Origin of the sequence: Kitasatospora sp. NBC_01287 (genome assembly GCF_026340565.1) — a bacterium.
GTDB lineage: Bacteria > Actinomycetota > Actinomycetes > Streptomycetales > Streptomycetaceae > Kitasatospora.
The window spans coordinates 3,078,814-3,094,750 of the sequence record NZ_JAPEPB010000001.1; the positions used below are offsets into that span (position 1 = coordinate 3,078,814).

At 72.7% G+C, this 15,937-nt stretch carries 14 protein-coding genes; 2 read left to right on the plus strand and 12 right to left on the minus strand.

What is annotated here, in order from left to right:
* Nucleotides 1-70: 70 nt before the first annotated feature.
* From OG455_RS12880 to rimP, 7 genes are all read right to left on the minus strand, one after another.
* Nucleotides 71-1,192 carry a bifunctional oligoribonuclease/PAP phosphatase NrnA gene (locus tag OG455_RS12880; RefSeq protein WP_266293229.1) on the minus strand — a complete coding sequence of 374 codons (1,122 nt, stop codon included), beginning with the start codon at nt 1,190-1,192 and terminating at the stop codon, nt 71-73.
* A 2-nt stretch (nt 1,193-1,194) separates the two neighbouring features.
* Nucleotides 1,195-1,647: a 30S ribosome-binding factor RbfA gene (gene rbfA, locus OG455_RS12885; protein WP_266293231.1), complete on the minus strand. Its 453-nt coding sequence runs from the start codon at nt 1,645-1,647 to the stop codon at nt 1,195-1,197.
* Between the two features lie 165 nt (nt 1,648-1,812).
* The gene (locus OG455_RS12890) at nt 1,813-2,109 is read right to left on the minus strand and encodes a DUF503 domain-containing protein (protein WP_266293233.1); all 297 of its coding nucleotides are present in this window, start codon (nt 2,107-2,109) and stop codon (nt 1,813-1,815) included.
* A 230-nt stretch (nt 2,110-2,339) separates the two neighbouring features.
* Nucleotides 2,340-5,501, minus strand: a complete 3,162-nt coding sequence (infB, locus tag OG455_RS12895; RefSeq protein WP_266293235.1) for a translation initiation factor IF-2 — start codon at nt 5,499-5,501, stop codon at nt 2,340-2,342.
* Between the two features lie 240 nt (nt 5,502-5,741).
* Nucleotides 5,742-6,035, minus strand: a complete 294-nt coding sequence (locus OG455_RS12900) for a YlxR family protein (protein ID WP_266300750.1) — start codon at nt 6,033-6,035, stop codon at nt 5,742-5,744.
* An 80-nt stretch (nt 6,036-6,115) separates the two neighbouring features.
* Nucleotides 6,116-7,129, minus strand: a complete 1,014-nt coding sequence (gene nusA, locus OG455_RS12905) for a transcription termination factor NusA (protein ID WP_266293237.1) — start codon at nt 7,127-7,129, stop codon at nt 6,116-6,118.
* 31 nt (nt 7,130-7,160) lie between these two features.
* Nucleotides 7,161-7,778, minus strand: a complete 618-nt coding sequence (gene rimP, locus OG455_RS12910; RefSeq protein WP_266293239.1) for a ribosome maturation factor RimP — start codon at nt 7,776-7,778, stop codon at nt 7,161-7,163.
* A 308-nt stretch (nt 7,779-8,086) separates the two neighbouring features.
* Between rimP and OG455_RS42065 the strand changes: the two genes are divergently transcribed.
* Nucleotides 8,087-9,226 carry a ferritin-like domain-containing protein gene (locus OG455_RS42065; protein WP_323185486.1) on the plus strand — a complete coding sequence of 380 codons (1,140 nt, stop codon included), beginning with the start codon at nt 8,087-8,089 and terminating at the stop codon, nt 9,224-9,226.
* Nucleotides 9,227-9,302: 76 nt separating this feature from the next.
* Nucleotides 9,303-10,226 (plus strand): aminoglycoside phosphotransferase family protein, encoded by a 924-nt coding sequence (locus tag OG455_RS12920; RefSeq protein WP_266293241.1) that lies wholly within the window; start codon nt 9,303-9,305, stop codon nt 10,224-10,226.
* On the opposite strand, the gene OG455_RS12925 is transcribed toward OG455_RS12920, so the two are convergent.
* The 5 genes from OG455_RS12925 to dxr all read right to left on the minus strand — a co-directional run bounded on the left by OG455_RS12925 (nt 10,223) and on the right by dxr (nt 15,790).
* Nucleotides 10,223-10,786 carry a GNAT family N-acetyltransferase gene (locus tag OG455_RS12925; RefSeq protein WP_266293243.1) on the minus strand — a complete coding sequence of 188 codons (564 nt, stop codon included), beginning with the start codon at nt 10,784-10,786 and terminating at the stop codon, nt 10,223-10,225. The two genes, OG455_RS12920 and OG455_RS12925, sit on opposite strands and share 4 nt — an antisense overlap.
* 133 nt (nt 10,787-10,919) lie before the next feature.
* Nucleotides 10,920-11,762: a GNAT family N-acetyltransferase gene (locus OG455_RS12930; RefSeq protein ID WP_266300752.1), complete on the minus strand. Its 843-nt coding sequence runs from the start codon at nt 11,760-11,762 to the stop codon at nt 10,920-10,922.
* Nucleotides 11,763-11,865: 103 nt separating this feature from the next.
* Nucleotides 11,866-13,026, minus strand: coding sequence for a flavodoxin-dependent (E)-4-hydroxy-3-methylbut-2-enyl-diphosphate synthase (ispG, locus tag OG455_RS12935; RefSeq protein ID WP_266293245.1), 1,161 nt, complete (start codon nt 13,024-13,026; stop codon nt 11,866-11,868).
* A 115-nt stretch (nt 13,027-13,141) separates the two neighbouring features.
* Nucleotides 13,142-14,446 (minus strand): RIP metalloprotease, encoded by a 1,305-nt coding sequence (locus OG455_RS12940; protein ID WP_266293247.1) that lies wholly within the window; start codon nt 14,444-14,446, stop codon nt 13,142-13,144.
* A gap of 99 nt (nt 14,447-14,545) precedes the next feature.
* Complete coding sequence (dxr, locus tag OG455_RS12945) at nt 14,546-15,790, minus strand: 1-deoxy-D-xylulose-5-phosphate reductoisomerase (RefSeq protein ID WP_266293248.1); 1,245 nt, start codon at nt 15,788-15,790, stop codon at nt 14,546-14,548.
* Between the last annotated feature and the right edge of the window lie 147 nt (nt 15,791-15,937).

The following is a 15,937-nucleotide window of genomic DNA, read 5'->3' on the forward strand; positions in this document are numbered from 1 at the left end:
TCGGCGCTTGCAAAGTTTGCAAGCCCCACAATCAACGGCACACCCGCACCCCCACCGGCACCCGCCCCCGCTACCCCAGCGCGGCCCGGAACCGCGCCACCGCGCTCAGCACGTCCGTCCGGAGCGAGAAGCCGGCCTGGAAGGTGTGCCCGCCGCCACCCAGCTCCGCGCAGACGGCGGCGAGGTCGACCGCCCCCTTGGCCCGGCAGGACCCGCGCAGCGTGCCGTCCGGATCCTGCTTGAGCACCAGCGCCACCTCGGCCTCCGCGGGCTTCCGCAGCACGTCGATCAGGCCCTCGATCTCCTCCACCGTGACGCTGAACAGCACCAGGTCCTGATAGGGCACCCAGGTCCACACCAGCCCCCGGCCACCGGCCGCGTCCGGCTCGTACACCGCCCGGTCCAGCGCGGCGGCCAGCACCTTGAGGTACCCGAAGGAGGAGGTGTCCCAGAGCCGCCGGGAGATCAGGTCCTGCCGGATCCCGGTGGCCAGCAGCCGCCCGGCCAGCTCGTGGGTGGCCGGCGTGGTCCCCGGGTACTTGAACGAGCCGGTGTCGGAGGCCACTCCGGTGTAGAGGCAGGTGGCGATGTCCTGGTCGAGCGGCACCCGCAGCCGCCGCAGCAGCTCGTCGACCAGCACGGCGGTGGCCGGCGCGCCCGGGTCGATGATCCGGTGCGTCCCGAAACCCGGGTTGGAGGCGTGGTGGTCCAGCACCACCAGCACCCTGGCCGCGAAGGCCTTCTCCCGCAGCAGCCCGAGCCGCCCCTCGGAGGCGACGTCGAAGCAGATCACCAGCTCCGGCCGGTCCGGCAGCTCGGCGGCGGGCACGATCAGCTCCTGCCCCGGCAGGAAGGAGAGCGAGTCGGGGATGATCTGCGGATCGTCCCCGAAGGAGACCCGCACCCGGTGCCCGAGCGAGCGCAGCGCCAGCCCGGCGGCCAGCGCCGAACCGAGCGCGTCGCCGTCCGGGGTGATGTGGCAGACCAGGTCGATCTCCCCCGCCGCGCCGATCTCGGCGAGCACCTGCTCCCAGACCTCGGCGAAGCCGGCTCCGGCCGGACCGTCCGCGCAGGACGGCGGGGCACCGAGCGGTGACTGCGCGCGCTGGCCCGGAAGCACCGCGAGGGCGTCCGTCACCTCGATGGTGACGGACGCCCTCGCCGAACCGGCCGCCGCCGGCTCAGTCGCCATGACTACTCGTCCTCGTCCGCGTCGTCGTCGCGCTCGGCGGCCGGGGCCTTGTACGGGTCGGCGTCCCCGGCGTACTGGGCGCCGGTCGCGGCGGTGCGGACCGCCGCGTCCGAGACCCTGACCCGCTCGAGCAGGTCGTCGATGGTGCGCGCGGTGTCCGGCAGCGCGTCCGCGACGAAGGTCAGCGACGGGGTGAACCGCACCCCGGTCTGCTTGCCGACCTCGGTGCGCAGCACGCCCTTGGCACTCTCCAGCGCGGCCGCCGTCGCCTCTCGCTCGGTCTCGTCACCGAAGACCGTGTAGAAGACGGTGGCCTCCCGCAGATCGCCGGTGACCCGGGTGTCGGTGATGGTCACGAAGCCCAACCGGGGGTCCTTGATCCGGCGCTCCAGCGTCTGGGCGACGATCACCTGGATTCGGTCGGCGAGCTTGCGCGCCCTTGCGGTGTCGGTCACGTTGCCTCCTCGTGCAGTGGGCACGGTACGCGGGACGCCGCAGCGCCCGTAGGGGCCCACGCCCCAACGTACCGGCCCGCGCTCAGCCTTGTGAGCGCTCTCGGTCCTCGTCGGTGTGACAGTGGCGACAGCCTGTTCCCAGGCGTCCACCGGCACATCCCCGTCTCATTCATCATCGTCGCCGTAGTACCGCCGGTGGGCGGAGAGCAGCTGCACTTCCGGGCGGCCGGCGACCAACCGCTCGCAGCTGTCCAGGATCTCGGTGACGAAGCGGTGCTCGCCGGAGACCACCGCCAGGCCGATCTCGGCCCGGCGGTGCAGATCCTGGTTCCCGACTTCCGCGGCGCAGACGCTGTACTTGCGCTGCAGCTCGGCCACGATGGGCCGCACGATCGAGCGCTTCTCCTTGAGCGAGTGGACGTCGCCCAGCAGCAGGTCGAAAGTGAGTGTTCCCACGAACATGTATGACAGGTCTCGCCGACCTGGAGGCCTCGTAGGGCGCCCCGAACGGGGCTCGTAGCGCAGGACCCTACACAGCCAGACCGGGGCCGGTCGACGGGAAATTCCCGCCGTCCGGCCCCGGCAGTGTTCTGTGCGCTTTATGAGCTGCTCCTGCGCTGCGGGCGGGTGCCACCTCGTACCTCGGCGGCCCCCACCCTCCGCTACGTCTCAGCTCAGTCGCGGTGCCACCGCTACGAGCGCGGCTTCTCGCGCATCTCGAAGGTCTCGATGACGTCGTCCACCTTGATGTCGTTGAACGACCCCAGGGTGACACCGGCCTCGAAGCCCTCGCGGACCTCGGTCGCGTCGTCCTTGAAGCGGCGCAGGCCCTCGATGGTGAGGGACTCCGCCACGACCTTGCCGTCGCGGATGAGGCGGGCCTTGGCGTTGCGGCGCAGCAGACCCTCGCGGACGATGACACCCGCGATGTTGCCGAACTTGGAGCTGCGGAAGACCTCGCGGACCTCGGCGGAGCCGAGGCGCACCTCCTCGTACTCCGGCTTGAGCAAGCCCTTGAGCGCGGCCTCGATCTCCTCGATCGCCTGGTAGATGACCGAGTAGTACCGGACGTCGACGCCCTCGCGCTCGGCCGCCGTGCGAGCACGGCCCTCGGCGCGGACGTTGAAGCCGATGATGATCGCGTCCGAGCCCATCGCCAGGTCCACGTCGGACTCGGTGATGGCACCCACACCGCGGTGAAGGATGCGCAGCTCGACCTCGTCGCCGACGTCCAGCTTGACCAGCGCGTCCTCGAGGGCCTCGACCGAACCGGAGACGTCACCCTTGATGATCAGGTTCAGCTGCTGGATGCCGCCGGCCGCGATCGCCTGGTCCAGGTTCTCCAGGGAGATCCGCATCGGACGCTTGGCGAACATGGCGTTGCGGTCACGCGCCGAGCGCTTCTCCGCGATCTGGCGCGCGGTGCGGTCGTCGTCGACGACGATGAAGCTGTCGCCGGCGCGCGGCACCGAGGTGAGACCGAGCAGCAGGACCGGACGGGACGGGCCCGCCTCGTCGACGTTCTTGCCGTTCTCGTCGAGCATCGCGCGGACACGGCCGTGCGCGTCGCCGACGGCGATCGAGTCGCCGACGCGGAGCGTACCGCGCTGGACCAGGACGGTCGCCATGGCGCCGCGGCCCTTGTCCAGGTGCGCCTCGATGGCGATACCCTGCGCGTCCTGCTCCGGGTTGGCCCGCAGGTCCAGCGAGGCGTCCGCGGTCAGGACCACGGCCTCCAGCAGCTGGTCGATGTGCAGGCCCTGGCGGGCGGAGATGTCGACGAACATGGTGTCGCCGCCGTACTCCTCGGCCACCAGGCCGAACTCGGTCAGCTGACCGCGGACCTTGACCGGGTCGGCACCCTCGACGTCGATCTTGTTGACCGCGACCACGATCGGCACACCGGCGGCCTTGGCGTGGTTGAGCGCCTCGACCGTCTGCGGCATGACGCCGTCGTTGGCCGCGACCACCAGGATCGCGATGTCGGTGGACTTGGCACCACGGGCACGCATGGCGGAGAACGCCTCGTGACCCGGGGTGTCGAGGAAGGTGATCCGGCGCTCCTCGCCGTTCACCTCGGCCGCCACCTGGTAGGCACCGATGTGCTGGGTGATGCCACCGGCCTCGCCCGCGACCACGTTGCTCTTGCGGATCGCGTCGAGCAGTCGGGTCTTACCGTGGTCGACGTGGCCCATGACGGTCACGACCGGCGGACGCGGCATGAGCTCGTCCTCGTCGCCCTCGTCGGCACCGAAGTCGATGTCGAAGGACTCGAGCAGCTCACGGTCCTCGTCGTCGCGGCTGACGATCTCGAGCACGAAGCCCATCTCGCCGGCCAGCAGCTCGAGGGTCGCGTCGGCGACCGACTGGGTCGCGGTGACCATCTCACCGAGGTTGAACATCACCGAGACGAGCGCGGCCGGGTTGGCGTTGATCTTCTCCGCGAAGTCCATCAGCGAGGCACCACGCGACAGGCGCACGGTCGCGCCGTTGCCGCGGGGCAGCATCACACCGCCCACGGACGGGGCCTGCATGGCCTCGTACTCCTGGCGACGCTGACGCTTCGACTTGCGGCCACGGGCCGGGCGACCGCCCGGGCCACGACCGAAGGCACCCTGCGTGCCACCACGGGCACCCGGGCCGCCAGGACGGCCGCCGAAGCCACCGGGACGGGCACCGCCGCCACCGAAGCCGCCGCCACCACCGGCACCGCCACCCGGACGGGGGCCGCCGAAGCCGCCGGCACCGGCCGGACGCGAGCCCGGACCGGCCGGACGGCCCTGGAAGCCGGGACGGGCGCCGCCACCGGCACCACCCGGACCACCCGGACGGCCACCGGGGCCACCCGGGCCACGGCCACCGGGGCCGGGACGCGGACCGGTACCCGGGCCGGGACGCTGCGGCATCATGCCGGGGTTGGGACGGGGCATGCCGGACGGGCTCGGCGCACCGGGGCGCGGACCGGCCGGACGGGGCATGCCGTCAGGACGCGGCGCACCCGCACCGGGCGCACCGCCCGGACGCTGCGGACGGTCGCCGCCCGGACGCTGCGGACGGTCGCCAGGACCACCCGGACGCTGCGGACGGTCGCCACCGGGACGCGGAGCACCCGCGCCCTGGGCACCGCCCGGACGCTGCGGACGGTCGCCACCGGGACGCGGAGCACCCGCGCCGGGCGCACCGGCGGGACGCGGCCGGTCGCCACCGGGCGCACCCGGACGGCGGTCGCCGGGACGGGCCATGCCGGTGGCACTGCCCGAGGTGAAGGGGTTGTTGCCCGGACGCGGGCCGGCCGGACGCGGGCCCGGACGGGCGCCACCGCCGGCGGAGCCCGCCGGACGCGGGGCCTGCGAGGCCGGACGCGGGGCCTGGGTCTCACCGGCCGGGGCCGGGGAGGAGAACTCGGCCGCCGGGGCAGCCGGCGCGGCGGGACGCGCGGCCGGGCGCGGGCCCGGACTCGGCGCGGCCGAACGCGGCGCGGCGGGGGCCGCCGGAGCGACCGGGGCCGCGGCGGCGGGGGCTGCCGGGGCGGCGGGAGCCGCGGCCGGCGTGGGACGGGGGCCGGGGGTCGCGGCAGGCCGCGGACCCGGCGTGGGTGCACCCGGCTTGGGTGCGGCCGCACCGGCAGCGCCGGTGGGCGTGGGCGCCGCGGGCTTCCGCGGGCCAGGCTTGGCAGCCGAACCGCCGGAAGGCGGCGTCGCTCCCAGAGCATCAGTCAACTTGCGCACGACCGGCGCCTCGATCGTCGAGGACGCCGAACGGACGAACTCACCCAGCTCGGTGAGCTTGGCCATAACAGCCTTGCTCTCCAAGCCCAGTTCCTTGGCGAGCTCGTATACCCGGACCTTAGCCACTTCGCTCCTGATCTATAAGTCCGGGGTCGTCTCCGCCGGACCGTCGCTACTTCATGGGCGTACTCATCGCGTACTCATCGAGTGCTCATCGCAATCTCGACCTACTTCCATCTCGCGAGGTACCTGACTTTTGGCGCGCGCAACCGGAGTGCGCGTGCCGTGCTCCGTGCGGTGGTTCTCCCCCGCACCGGCGGGGGTCGTGCCACGGGCGAACCCGCGGCCCGGAGAGCTGCTCCGGACTCAGGACGCCGGGGTGCTGTCCGCCCCGGCCCCGACCCGCTTCGCCAGCTCCTCCGTGTCGAGCGTGCCCTGGAGCCGGAAGGCCCTCGGGAACGCCCTGCGGCGGACCGCGAGGTCGAGACAGACCGGATCGGGGTGCAGGTACGCGCCCCGGCCTGGCAACGAGCCGCGAGGATCGGGGAGACAAGCTCCCTCGACCGCCGTGACCCGCAACAGCTCGTGCTTGGCCGCTCGCTTGCGGCAGCCCACGCAAGTGCGTTCAGGGCATGCCCGGACATGCGTCCGGCCGGACACCATCAAGTCTACCCCTCCGCAGGGACTGACCGCGGCCCCGCCGATCTGGCCGGGGTCGCCGCTCCTCGACGACAACACCACTACTCGGCGTTGGATTCCCGGTCGGAGCCGCCGGCCGAGGGGTCGGTGTCCGGTCGGATGTCGATCCGCCAGCCGGTCAACCGTGCGGCCAGACGGGCATTCTGGCCCTCCTTGCCGATCGCCAGCGACAGCTGGTAGTCCGGCACGATCACCCGGGCGGAGCGCTGCGCGTAGTCCACGATCTCGACCTTGGTCACCCGCGCGGGGGACAGCGCGCTGGCCACCATCTCGGCCGGGTCCTCGGACCAGTCGACGATGTCGATCTTCTCGCCGTGCAGCTCGGCCATCACGTTGCGCACCCGGCCGCCCATCGGGCCGATGCAGGCACCCTTGGCGTTCAGGCCCGCGCGGCGCGAGAAGACGGCGATCTTGGTGCGGTGGCCGGCCTCGCGGGCGATCGCGGCGATCTCGACCGAACCGTCGGCGATCTCCGGGACCTCCAGCGCGAAGAGCTTCCTCACCAGGTTGGGGTGGGTGCGGGAGAGCGTCACCGAGGCCCCGCGCACACCGCGGCGCACCGCGACCACGTAGCTGCGCAGCCGGGTGCCGTGCTTGTACTCCTCGCCGGGGACCTGCTCCTGCGGCGGCAGGATGGCCTCCAGCTTGCCGATGTCCACCAGCACGTTCTTCGGGTCGTTGCCCTGCTGGACGACACCGGTGACGATGTCGCCCTCCTTGCCGGCGTACTCCCCGAAGGTCTGGTCGTCGGCGGCGTCGCGCAGGCGCTGCAGGATCACCTGCTTGGCCGTGCTGGCGGCGATCCGACCGAAGCCACTCGGGGTGTCGTCGAACTCCTTGGGCTCCACGCCCTCGTCGAGCTCGCTCGCGTCCTCAAGCGCCCACACCGTCACATGGCCGCTCTTGCGGTTCAGCTCGACCCGGGCACGACGGCGCGAGCCCTCGGTGCGGTGGTACGCGATGAGGAGCGCCGACTCGATCGACTCGACCAACAGGTCGAACGGGATGTTCTTCTCGGTCACCAGCCCACGCAGGGCACTCATGTCGATGTCCACAGCTACGCCTCCTCCGCTCTTCTCTTCTTGCTCACTGCTCGTCGGCAGCGTCGTCGTTGTCGTTGTCGTCACCGTCATCGGCGACCTGGGTGTCGTCGGCGTCGTCGGCGTCGTCGATGTCGTCGGCGAGCTCGGCGTCGTCCTCCGCGTCGGCGAGCAGCTGCTCGTCCTCCTTGCGGTTGAACTCCACCTGGATCCGGGCCTTGGCGACCTCGGTGAACTCCAGCCGGCGCTCCTTCGCGCGGCCGCGGCCCTTGACCGGCTGCACCTCGACCAGCGCGCCGTCCTCGTCGCTCGACAGGATCCGGGCCACGATCTCGCCGCCGTCGGCGAGCTGCGCCTTCACCAGCCGGCCGGTGTTGCGGCGCCAGTGCCGCGGCTCGGTGAGCGGGCGGTCCACGCCCGGGGAGCCGACCTCCAGCACGTACGGGGCACTGCCCAGCACATCACCCTCGTCGAGCGCCTGCCCGACCGAGCGGCTGAACTCGGCGATGGCGTCGAGGTCCACCCCGCCGTCCGCGTCCACGTCGATCTGCACCTGGCGGCGGCTGCCGGCCTGGGTCACCTTGACGTCCTCAAGGTCCAGGCCCGCGCGCTCGGCCAGCGGCTCCAACAGGGCACGCAACCGATCGGTGGGGGTGGTGCTCATCCGGGTGACTCCTCGGCCGCGTCTGCTGTTGTCAGAAGGTCGTAACTCGACGCAAAGCCTATCGGGTCGACCCCCGAACCGCCGATTCGCCTGATTCGACACCCCTTGCCCGGCCACCGCGTGATCGCCGGAACCGGCCCCCCGCTAGGCGGCGTCAACCGCTGACGGTACGGTCCAGACGGGCGGGCACATCTCTTTCACGCGGTGAACGGTGTGGACACGGTGTGATCGACGGTGCGGCCCACCAGGCAAGTCCACAGCAGCGGGGGGCCCTCGACGGCTTCCGCACGACCTCACGGAGCGCGTCGATGCAGTCCCCCAGCCGGCGGACCTTCCTGGCCACCGGAGCCCTGGCCGCCGCCGGACTCCTGGCCGCCTGCACCTCCTCGGGGGCGAAGTCCGCGGCCGGCGGCGGCGCCGGCCGCAAGGCCGAGAAGGCCGATCCCGACCTGCCGCTGCGCACCAGGGCGGTGGCCGCCACCGACGCGCTGATCGCCCAGTACGCGGCGGCCCTGGGCACCGGCACCGGCGCCCAGGGCTCGCCGCTCACCGCCCTGCGGGCCGAGCTGGAGACACAGCGGGCGGCCCTGGCGGCCGGGCTGCCCAAGAACGCCGCCGCACCGAGCGGCACCGCACCGGCCGGCACCGGGCCGAGCGGCGGCTCCTCGCCCTCCGCCGCCGCGAACGCGCCCGGCGCACCGGTGGGGTCGGCGCAGCTGGCCGCGGCCGAATGGAGCACCGCGCAGGCCCGGCTGACCGACCTGACGGCCGCCTCCCCCGAACTGGCCCGACTGCTGGCCTCGGTCTCCGCGGCGGGCGCACTGCACGCGGTCGCGCTGGGCGACCAGGCCCCCCAGGCCGCGCAGAACAACCCGGCCCCGGCCACCGCCTCACCCACCACCTCGTCCGGCGCCTCGTCCAGCAACTCGTCCAGCGCCCCCGCCGGCACTCCCGCCTCGGCGTCCGCGCCGACCACCGGTGGCACCCCGGCGGGCGCACTGCCGGCCGGGGCGGTCACCGCGCTGCAGGCCGCGCTGGCCGGGGAGCACACCGCGGTCTACGCCTTCGGCGTGATCGGCGCCCGAATACCCACGGGCCCCGAGCGCGACGACGCCCGCTCCTGCTACGCGGTCCACCAGGCCCGCCGCGACGCCTGGCAGCGGATGCTGGCCGACGCCGGGGCCACCCCGGTCGCCGCCGCCCCCGGCTACGAGCTGCCGTTCGCCGTCCCGGACGCCAACGCGGCGGGCCGGCTGGCCGCCACCGTGGAGACCAGACTCACCGCCGTCTACGCCGACCTGGTGGCGGCCGGCAGCGGCGCGCTGCGGCTGGCCGGCGCCGTCGCACTGCGCGGGTGCACGCTGCAGGCGGCCCACTGGGGCGGCGCACCCGGAGCACTGCCCGGGCTGCCCGCCCCGAGCGCGCCGAGCGCCACGGCAAGCCCCTGACCAGCGCGGCTCCCCCCGGCACCGCGCCCGATGGCCGACAATGGACGGGTAGTGGCCCGAGGGACGGAGGAGCGGCATGGAGCCGGCAGCAGGGCAGTTCACCGTCCCGGACCGGCTGCGGGCGAGCGTGCTGGCCCGCCAGGGCGAGCCGGGTGCCCGCTGGCTGGCCGCGCTGCCCGAGCGAGTGGCCCGCCGCCTGGCCCACTGGGACCTCACCCTGGACCGGATCGCGGAGCCGGGCGGCCGGCTCAGCGTCATCTGCTACGTGCGGCGGGCGGACAACACCCCGGCGGTGCTGAAGGCCGGCCTGGTCACCCCGGAGACCGCCCAGGAGCACGCCGCGCTGACCCAGTGGGCCGGGCGCGGCGCCGTGCTGCTGCTGGACGCCGATCCCGCCGAGGGCTTCCTGCTGCTGGAGCGGCTGCACGGAGAGATCCCGCTGCGCTCGCTGGCCGAGGCGAAGGCGATGCTGGAGGCCTGCGGCCTGCTGCGGCGGCTGTGGACCAGGCCCGCCGACGGCCACTGCTTCACCTCGGTGGCCGACCACGTCGCGGTCCGCACCGCCTGGCTGCGCGAGCACCCGGCGGCGGCCGCGCGGCTGGACGCCCGGCCGCTGGTGGACGCGGCCCTGCACACCGCCGAGGAGTTGCTCGCCTCCACCGAGGAGGAGTTCCTGCTGCACGGCGACTTCCACCACGGCAATGTGATGGCCGCCGACCGAGCCCCCTGGCTGGCCATCGACCCGCAGCCGCTGGTCGGCGAGCGCGCCTTCGACCTGGCCTGGCTGGCCCAGGACCGCAAGGAGACGCTGGCCGCCGCCCCGGGCCCGGAGGGCGCGGTGCGCCGCCGCCTGCACCAGCTCTCCGAATCCCTGGAGGTGGACCTCGAACGGCTGCGCGGCTGGACGCTGTTCCGCAGCGTGGCGGCCGGGATGGCCTCGCTGGCCGGCGGCGACCGGACCGGCGCGGAACTCTCCCTGGAGTTCGCCGGCCGACTCTAGGAGCGATCGGTGCGGTCGGTGCGGTCGAGCAGCGGCAGCCGGGCGCCCATCACGGCGTAGGGGCGGTCGGTGTTCGGGAAGCGCACCGGGCGGGCCAGATCGCGGTAGCCCAGCGAGCGGTAGAGCCGCCGGGCGGGGGTCTCGGCGTCGATCGCCGAGAGGATGCTTCGTGGCAGCCCGGAGCGCTCGCACAGGGTGCGGATCAGCGTGCTGCCCAGCCCCCGGCCCTGGAACTCGGGCAGCACGTGCAGCTCGGTGATGGCGAACACCCCGTCCAGCCAGTCCCCGTGACCGCGGGCCTCCAGGTGCGGCTCGATCACCGTGCTCCACCAGTGTTCGCGCAGGTTCGGCATGCCGTAGCCGAAGCCCACCAGCCGGTCGGCGCTCAGCGCGCCGAGCGCGATCACCCCGGGCTGCAGCGCGTGCCGCCCCACGATGTGCAGCCGCACCGCGACCTCCTCGGGCGAGAGCCCGAAGGCCGCCGACTGCACCTCCAGCGCGTAGGGCGCCCAGGCCGCCAGGTCGATCGGCCGTACGGTCACCTCGGTCAGCTGCTCCATGCCCGGGACGTTACTCCAGCACCGTCCGGAAAGGCCCGGAAAGCCGCAGACCTGGAAAGCCGCGGACCTGGAAAAGGAGCCGGCCCGGGAAGAGCAGCGGCCCGGAAGGGCAGCGGCCCGGAAGAGCACCGGCCTAGAAGAGCACCGACATGAAGGCGCCCACCTCACGGAAGCCCACCCGGTGGTAGGCGGCCCTGGCAGGCAGGTTGTAGTCGTTGACGTAGAGGCTGACCACCGGGGCGACCTCGCGCAGCGCGATCTCCAGCACGGCCGCCATCCCCGTCTCGGAGAGCCGCTGCCCGCGGTGCGCGGGTGCCACCCAGACCCCCTGGATCTGGCAGGCGCCCTGGGTGACCGCCCCGATCTCGGCCTTGAAGAGCACCTCGCCCCGCTCCGAGATCCGCGCGAACGAGCGTCCGCCGCCCACCAGTTCGGCCACCCGGGCCTGGTAGAGCAGGCCGCCGTCCCCGGCCAGCGGGGAGACGCCGACCTCCTCGGTGAACATGGCCACGCAGGCCGGCATCAGCAGCTCGATCTCGTCCCGACGGACCCGGCGGACCAGCGGATCGGCGGCCACTGTGGCGGCCGGCTCGGTGGTGGCCATCAGCGGCTGGTGGGCGCGCACCTCGCGGGCCGGACCCCAACTGCGCTCCAGCAGCGCCCAGAGCGCTGCGGTGGACTCGGCCGGGCCGACGATCGAGGAGCAGCGCCGCCCCTGCCGCCGGGCGCGCTCGGCGAAGGCCCGCACGGCCTGCGGGCCGGCGTTGACCGGCACCAGGTTGGCCCCGGCGTAGCAGAGCGACTCCAGGTGGCCGTCCTGGTCGAACCAGCCCCACATCTCGCCGCCGAGCCGCCAGGGGTCCAGGCCCACCGCCTCGACCCGGGTGGCGACGAAGGCGTTGGCGACCGGATCCCGGTGCAGCACCTCCAGGGTGGCGCCGAGATCCGGGCCTTCCAGCACCCGGGTCGCCTCCAGCGGCCGACGGCCGTGCGAACCGCCGGGCCCACCGTGGCCGCGAGTGGTTTGCAGTGAACCCGGGACCATCACACCTCGATCGAGCACAGCGCCTCATCCACCGTCAGTCGGCGGCGATCACGGTCGGCACACCGGACTCGACGCCCTCGGCCTGCATCTGCTCGGCGAGCAGCAGGGCCTCCTCGATCAGGGTCTCGACGATCTTGGACTCGGGCACGGTCTTGATCACCTCGCCCTTGACGAAGATCTGCCCCTTGCCGTTGCCCGAGGCCACCCCCAGATCCGCCTCACGCGCCTCACCCGGCCCGTTCACCACACACCCCATCACCGCCACCCGCAACGGCACCTCCATACCCTCCAGACCAGCGGTGACCTCCTCCGCCAGCTTGTACACATCCACCTGCGCCCGCCCGCACGAAGGACACGACACGATCTCCAGACCACGCTGACGCAGGTTCAACGACTCCAGGATCTGGTTGCCGACCTTGATCTCCTCCACCGGCGGCGCCGACAACGAGACCCGGATCGTGTCCCCGATCCCCTCCGCCAGCAACGCCCCGAACGCCACCGCCGACTTGATCGTCCCCTGGAACGAAGGACCCGCCTCCGTCACCCCCAGATGCAACGGATAATCACACGCCGCCGCCAACTGCCGGTACGCGTTGATCATCACCACCGGATCGTTGTGCTTCACCGAGATCTTGATGTCCCGGAACCCGTGCTCCTCGAACAGCGAGCACTCCCACAACGCCGACTCCACCAACGCCTCAGGAGTCGCCCGCCCGTACTTCTCCAACAACCGCTTGTCCAACGACCCCGCGTTGACCCCGATCCGGATCGGCACCCCCGCCGACCCCGCCGCCCTCGCGATCTCACCCACCTTGTCGTCGAACGCCTTGATGTTGCCCGGATTCACCCGCACCGCCGCACACCCCGCGTCGATCGCCGCGAACACGTACTTCGGCTGGAAGTGGATGTCCGCGATCACCGGGATCTTCGACTTGCGCGCGATGATCGGCAACGCGTCCGCATCGTCCTGCGAAGGCACCGCCACCCGCACGATCTGACACCCCGAAGCCGTCAGCTCCGCGATCTGCTGGAGCGTCGCGTTCACATCCGAGGTCAACGTGGTGGTCATCGACTGCACCGACACCGGCGCGTCACCACCCACCGGAACGTTGCCGACCATGATCCGACGCGAATGACGCCGCTGGGCCAACGGCTTCAGCGGCAGGGACGGAATACCGAGCGAGATCGCGGTCATGTGCGCAGGGTTCCCCGGGGTAGAGGTGACGGACGCCGGGTGCGCATCGATCGCGCACCCGGCGTCCAACGGTACGGCACCCCGTGGGGCGCCCCGACACACCCCCTGAGCGGTGTCAGGTGATCTTGACCGGGTTGATCACGTCGGCGATCAGCACCAGCAGGGTGAAGCCGATGAAGATGCTGGCCACCACGTATGCCAGCGGCATCAGCTTGGCCACGTCGAAGGGGCCCGGGTCGGGGCGCTTGAACAGCTGGGCCGCCCGGCGCCGGACCGACTCCCAGAGCGCGCCGGCCACGTGGCCGCCGTCCAGCGGCAGCAGCGGCAGCATGTTGAAGAGGAAGAGCGAGAGGTTCACCCCGGCCAGCAGGTTCACCAGGAAGGCGATCCGCTGCGAGGCCGGCAGGTGCAGCGCCGCCACCTCGCCGCCCACCCGGGCCGCGCCGACCATGCCGATCGGCGAGTCCGCGGAGCGCGGCTTGCCCTCGAAGACCGAGTCCCACAGGGCCGGGATCTTGCCGGGCAGCGCGACCAGCGAACCGATGCCGGTGCGCGCCATGCCGGTCATCCGGTCCACGCTGGCGCCCAGGCCCAGCTGCACCACGCCGGTGGTCGGCGCGATGCCGAGGAAGCCGGCGGTCACGGTCTGGTTCGGGATCGGGTCGCCGTTGCCGTCCACCTTGGCGACGAGGTTGCTCCCGATGGCCGCCGACAGCGACACCTGCTGCCCGCCGCGCTGGACCACGATCGGCACGGTCTTCCCGGCCGACCTGCGGATGTCCTCCTGCAGCTGCTGGTAGTCGTGGATCCGGTCGCCGCCGAAGGAGACGACGGTGTCGCCCGCCTTCAGCCCGGCCGCGGCGGCCGGGGAGAGCGGCGCGTCGGACTTGCAGGTGTCGGTGGCCTGGTCGGCCGGGACGACGCACTGCGAGACCGAGCGCACGGTCGGCATCGACTGCTGCACGCCGAAGCCCATCATGGCGACCAGGAAGAGCGCGAACGCCAGGATCAGGTTCATGAACGGCCCGGCGAACATCACGATGACGCGCTTCCACGGCCTGCGGGTGTAGAAGAGCCGGTCCTCGTCGCCGGGCTGCAGCTCCTCGTAGGAGGCCTCCCGGGCGTCCTCGATCATCGAGCGCCACGGCGAGCTGCTGCGCTTGGTGATCCGCCCGTCGGCGCCGGGCGGGAACATCCCGATCATCCGGATGTAGCCGCCGAGCGGGATCGCCTTGAAGCCGTACTCGGTCTCGCCCTTCTTCCGGGACCAGATCGTCGGCCCGAAGCCGACCATGTACTGCGGCACCCGGATCTTGAAGAGCTTGGCCGTCGAGAGGTGGCCCAACTCGTGCCAGGCGATCGAGACGAGCAGCCCGACGAAAAAGACCACGATGCCGAGCACCGTCATCACTGCAGTCACCGCTGGTCCTCCGTCATGTCGCTCCCACTCTCCCCGTGCCTCCGGCCGGGGATGCTCCCCGACCGGCCCCGCACCGACGCGCCGGGCACGGCCACCGGGTCAGCCCGCCGCCAGCTCACGGGCCCGGGCCCGGGCCCAACCCTCCGCATCCAGGACGTCCTCGACGGTCAGGGAAGTTCCCGGCACCGCCCTGCCGCCATTGTTCTGCCCGTGCTCGGCGACCACCTTGGCGACCGTGTCGACGATGCCGGTGAAGGGCAGCCGCCCGCTCAGGAAGGCGTCCACGCACTCCTCGTTGGCGGCGTTGAAGACCGCCGGTACCGTGCCGCCGAGCGTACCCACCTCACGGGCGAGTGCGACGGCCGGGAATGCGTCGTCGTCCAGCGGGAAGAACTCCCAGGTGGCGGCCTTGGTCCAGTCGCAGCCCGGGGCGGCGTCCGGGACCCGGTCCGGCCAGCCCAGACCCAGCGCGATCGGCATCCGCATGTCCGGCGGGCTGGCCTGGGCCAGCGTTGAGCCGTCCGTGAACTCCACCATGGAGTGGACCACCGACTGCGGATGGACCACGACATCGATCCGGTCGAAGGGGATGTCGTAGAGCAGGTGCGCCTCGATCACCTCGAGGCCCTTGTTGACCAGGTTGGCCGAGTTGATCGTCACCACCGGGCCCATCGACCAGGTCGGGTGGGCCAGCGCCTGCTCCGGGGTGACGCCGACCAGCTCATCGCGGCCGCGGCCACGGAACGGGCCGCCGCTCGCGGTGACCACCAGGCGGCGCACCTCGCGCGGGGTGCCCGCGCTCAGCGCCTGGAAGAGCGCGGCGTGCTCGGAGTCCACCGGCACGATCTGGCCGGGCGCGGCCACCGCCTTCACCAGCGGGCCGCCGACGATCAGCGACTCCTTGTTGGCCAGCACCAGCACCCGGCCGGCGCGCAGCGCGGCCAGCGTGGGGGCCAGGCCGATCGAGCCGGTGATGCCGTTGAGCACCGAATGGCAGGGCAGGGCGGCCAGCTCGGTGGCGGCATCCGGGCCGGCCAGCACGGTGGGCAGCGGACGGCCGGCCGCCCGGTCGGCGAGCGCGGCCCGCAGCGGCGCCTCGGCCTCGACCCGGGCCACGGCGACGGTGTGCACGCCCAGCCGGAAGGCCTGCTCGGCCAGCAGCTCGACCTGCCCGCCGCCCGCCGAGAGCGCCACCACCCGGAACCGGTCCGGGTTGCGGAGCACGATGTCGATGGCCTGGGTGCCGATCGAGCCGGTCGAGCCGAGGATGACCAGCTCTCTGGGACCTGACGGGTCGTCGACGGCCGGAGTGAAGCGCAGCTGCGGGTGGGCGAGCGAGTTCATGGGCTCCATTGTGGCGTGCCCGCGCCGACAGGCCTACCGCTGCCCCGCCCGGTCCCGGACGCAGGGCGGGCCCGCACGGCGGACGTGCGGCAGACGTGTGGCGGCGGACGTACGGCAGCGGACGTACGGCAGCGGCCCCGGCCTCCG

What these genes read in the sequence shown, in the direction of transcription:
- OG455_RS12880 (WP_266293229.1), bottom strand. Translation starts at nt 1,192, where the DNA reads ATGGCGACTGAGCCGGCGGCGGCCGGTTCGGCGAGGGCGTCCGTCACC.
- OG455_RS12925 (WP_266293243.1), bottom strand. Translation starts at nt 10,786, where the DNA reads ATGGAGCAGCTGACCGAGGTGACCGTACGGCCGATCGACCTGGCGGCC.
- rimP (WP_266293239.1), bottom strand. Translation starts at nt 7,778, where the DNA reads ATGAGCACCACCCCCACCGATCGGTTGCGTGCCCTGTTGGAGCCGCTG.
- ispG (WP_266293245.1), bottom strand. Translation starts at nt 13,026, where the DNA reads ATGACCGCGATCTCGCTCGGTATTCCGTCCCTGCCGCTGAAGCCGTTG.
- OG455_RS42065 (WP_323185486.1), top strand. Translation starts at nt 8,087, where the DNA reads ATGCAGTCCCCCAGCCGGCGGACCTTCCTGGCCACCGGAGCCCTGGCC.
- OG455_RS12890 (WP_266293233.1), bottom strand. Translation starts at nt 2,109, where the DNA reads ATGTTCGTGGGAACACTCACTTTCGACCTGCTGCTGGGCGACGTCCAC.
- dxr (WP_266293248.1), bottom strand. Translation starts at nt 15,790, where the DNA reads ATGAACTCGCTCGCCCACCCGCAGCTGCGCTTCACTCCGGCCGTCGAC.
- OG455_RS12920 (WP_266293241.1), top strand. Translation starts at nt 9,303, where the DNA reads ATGGAGCCGGCAGCAGGGCAGTTCACCGTCCCGGACCGGCTGCGGGCG.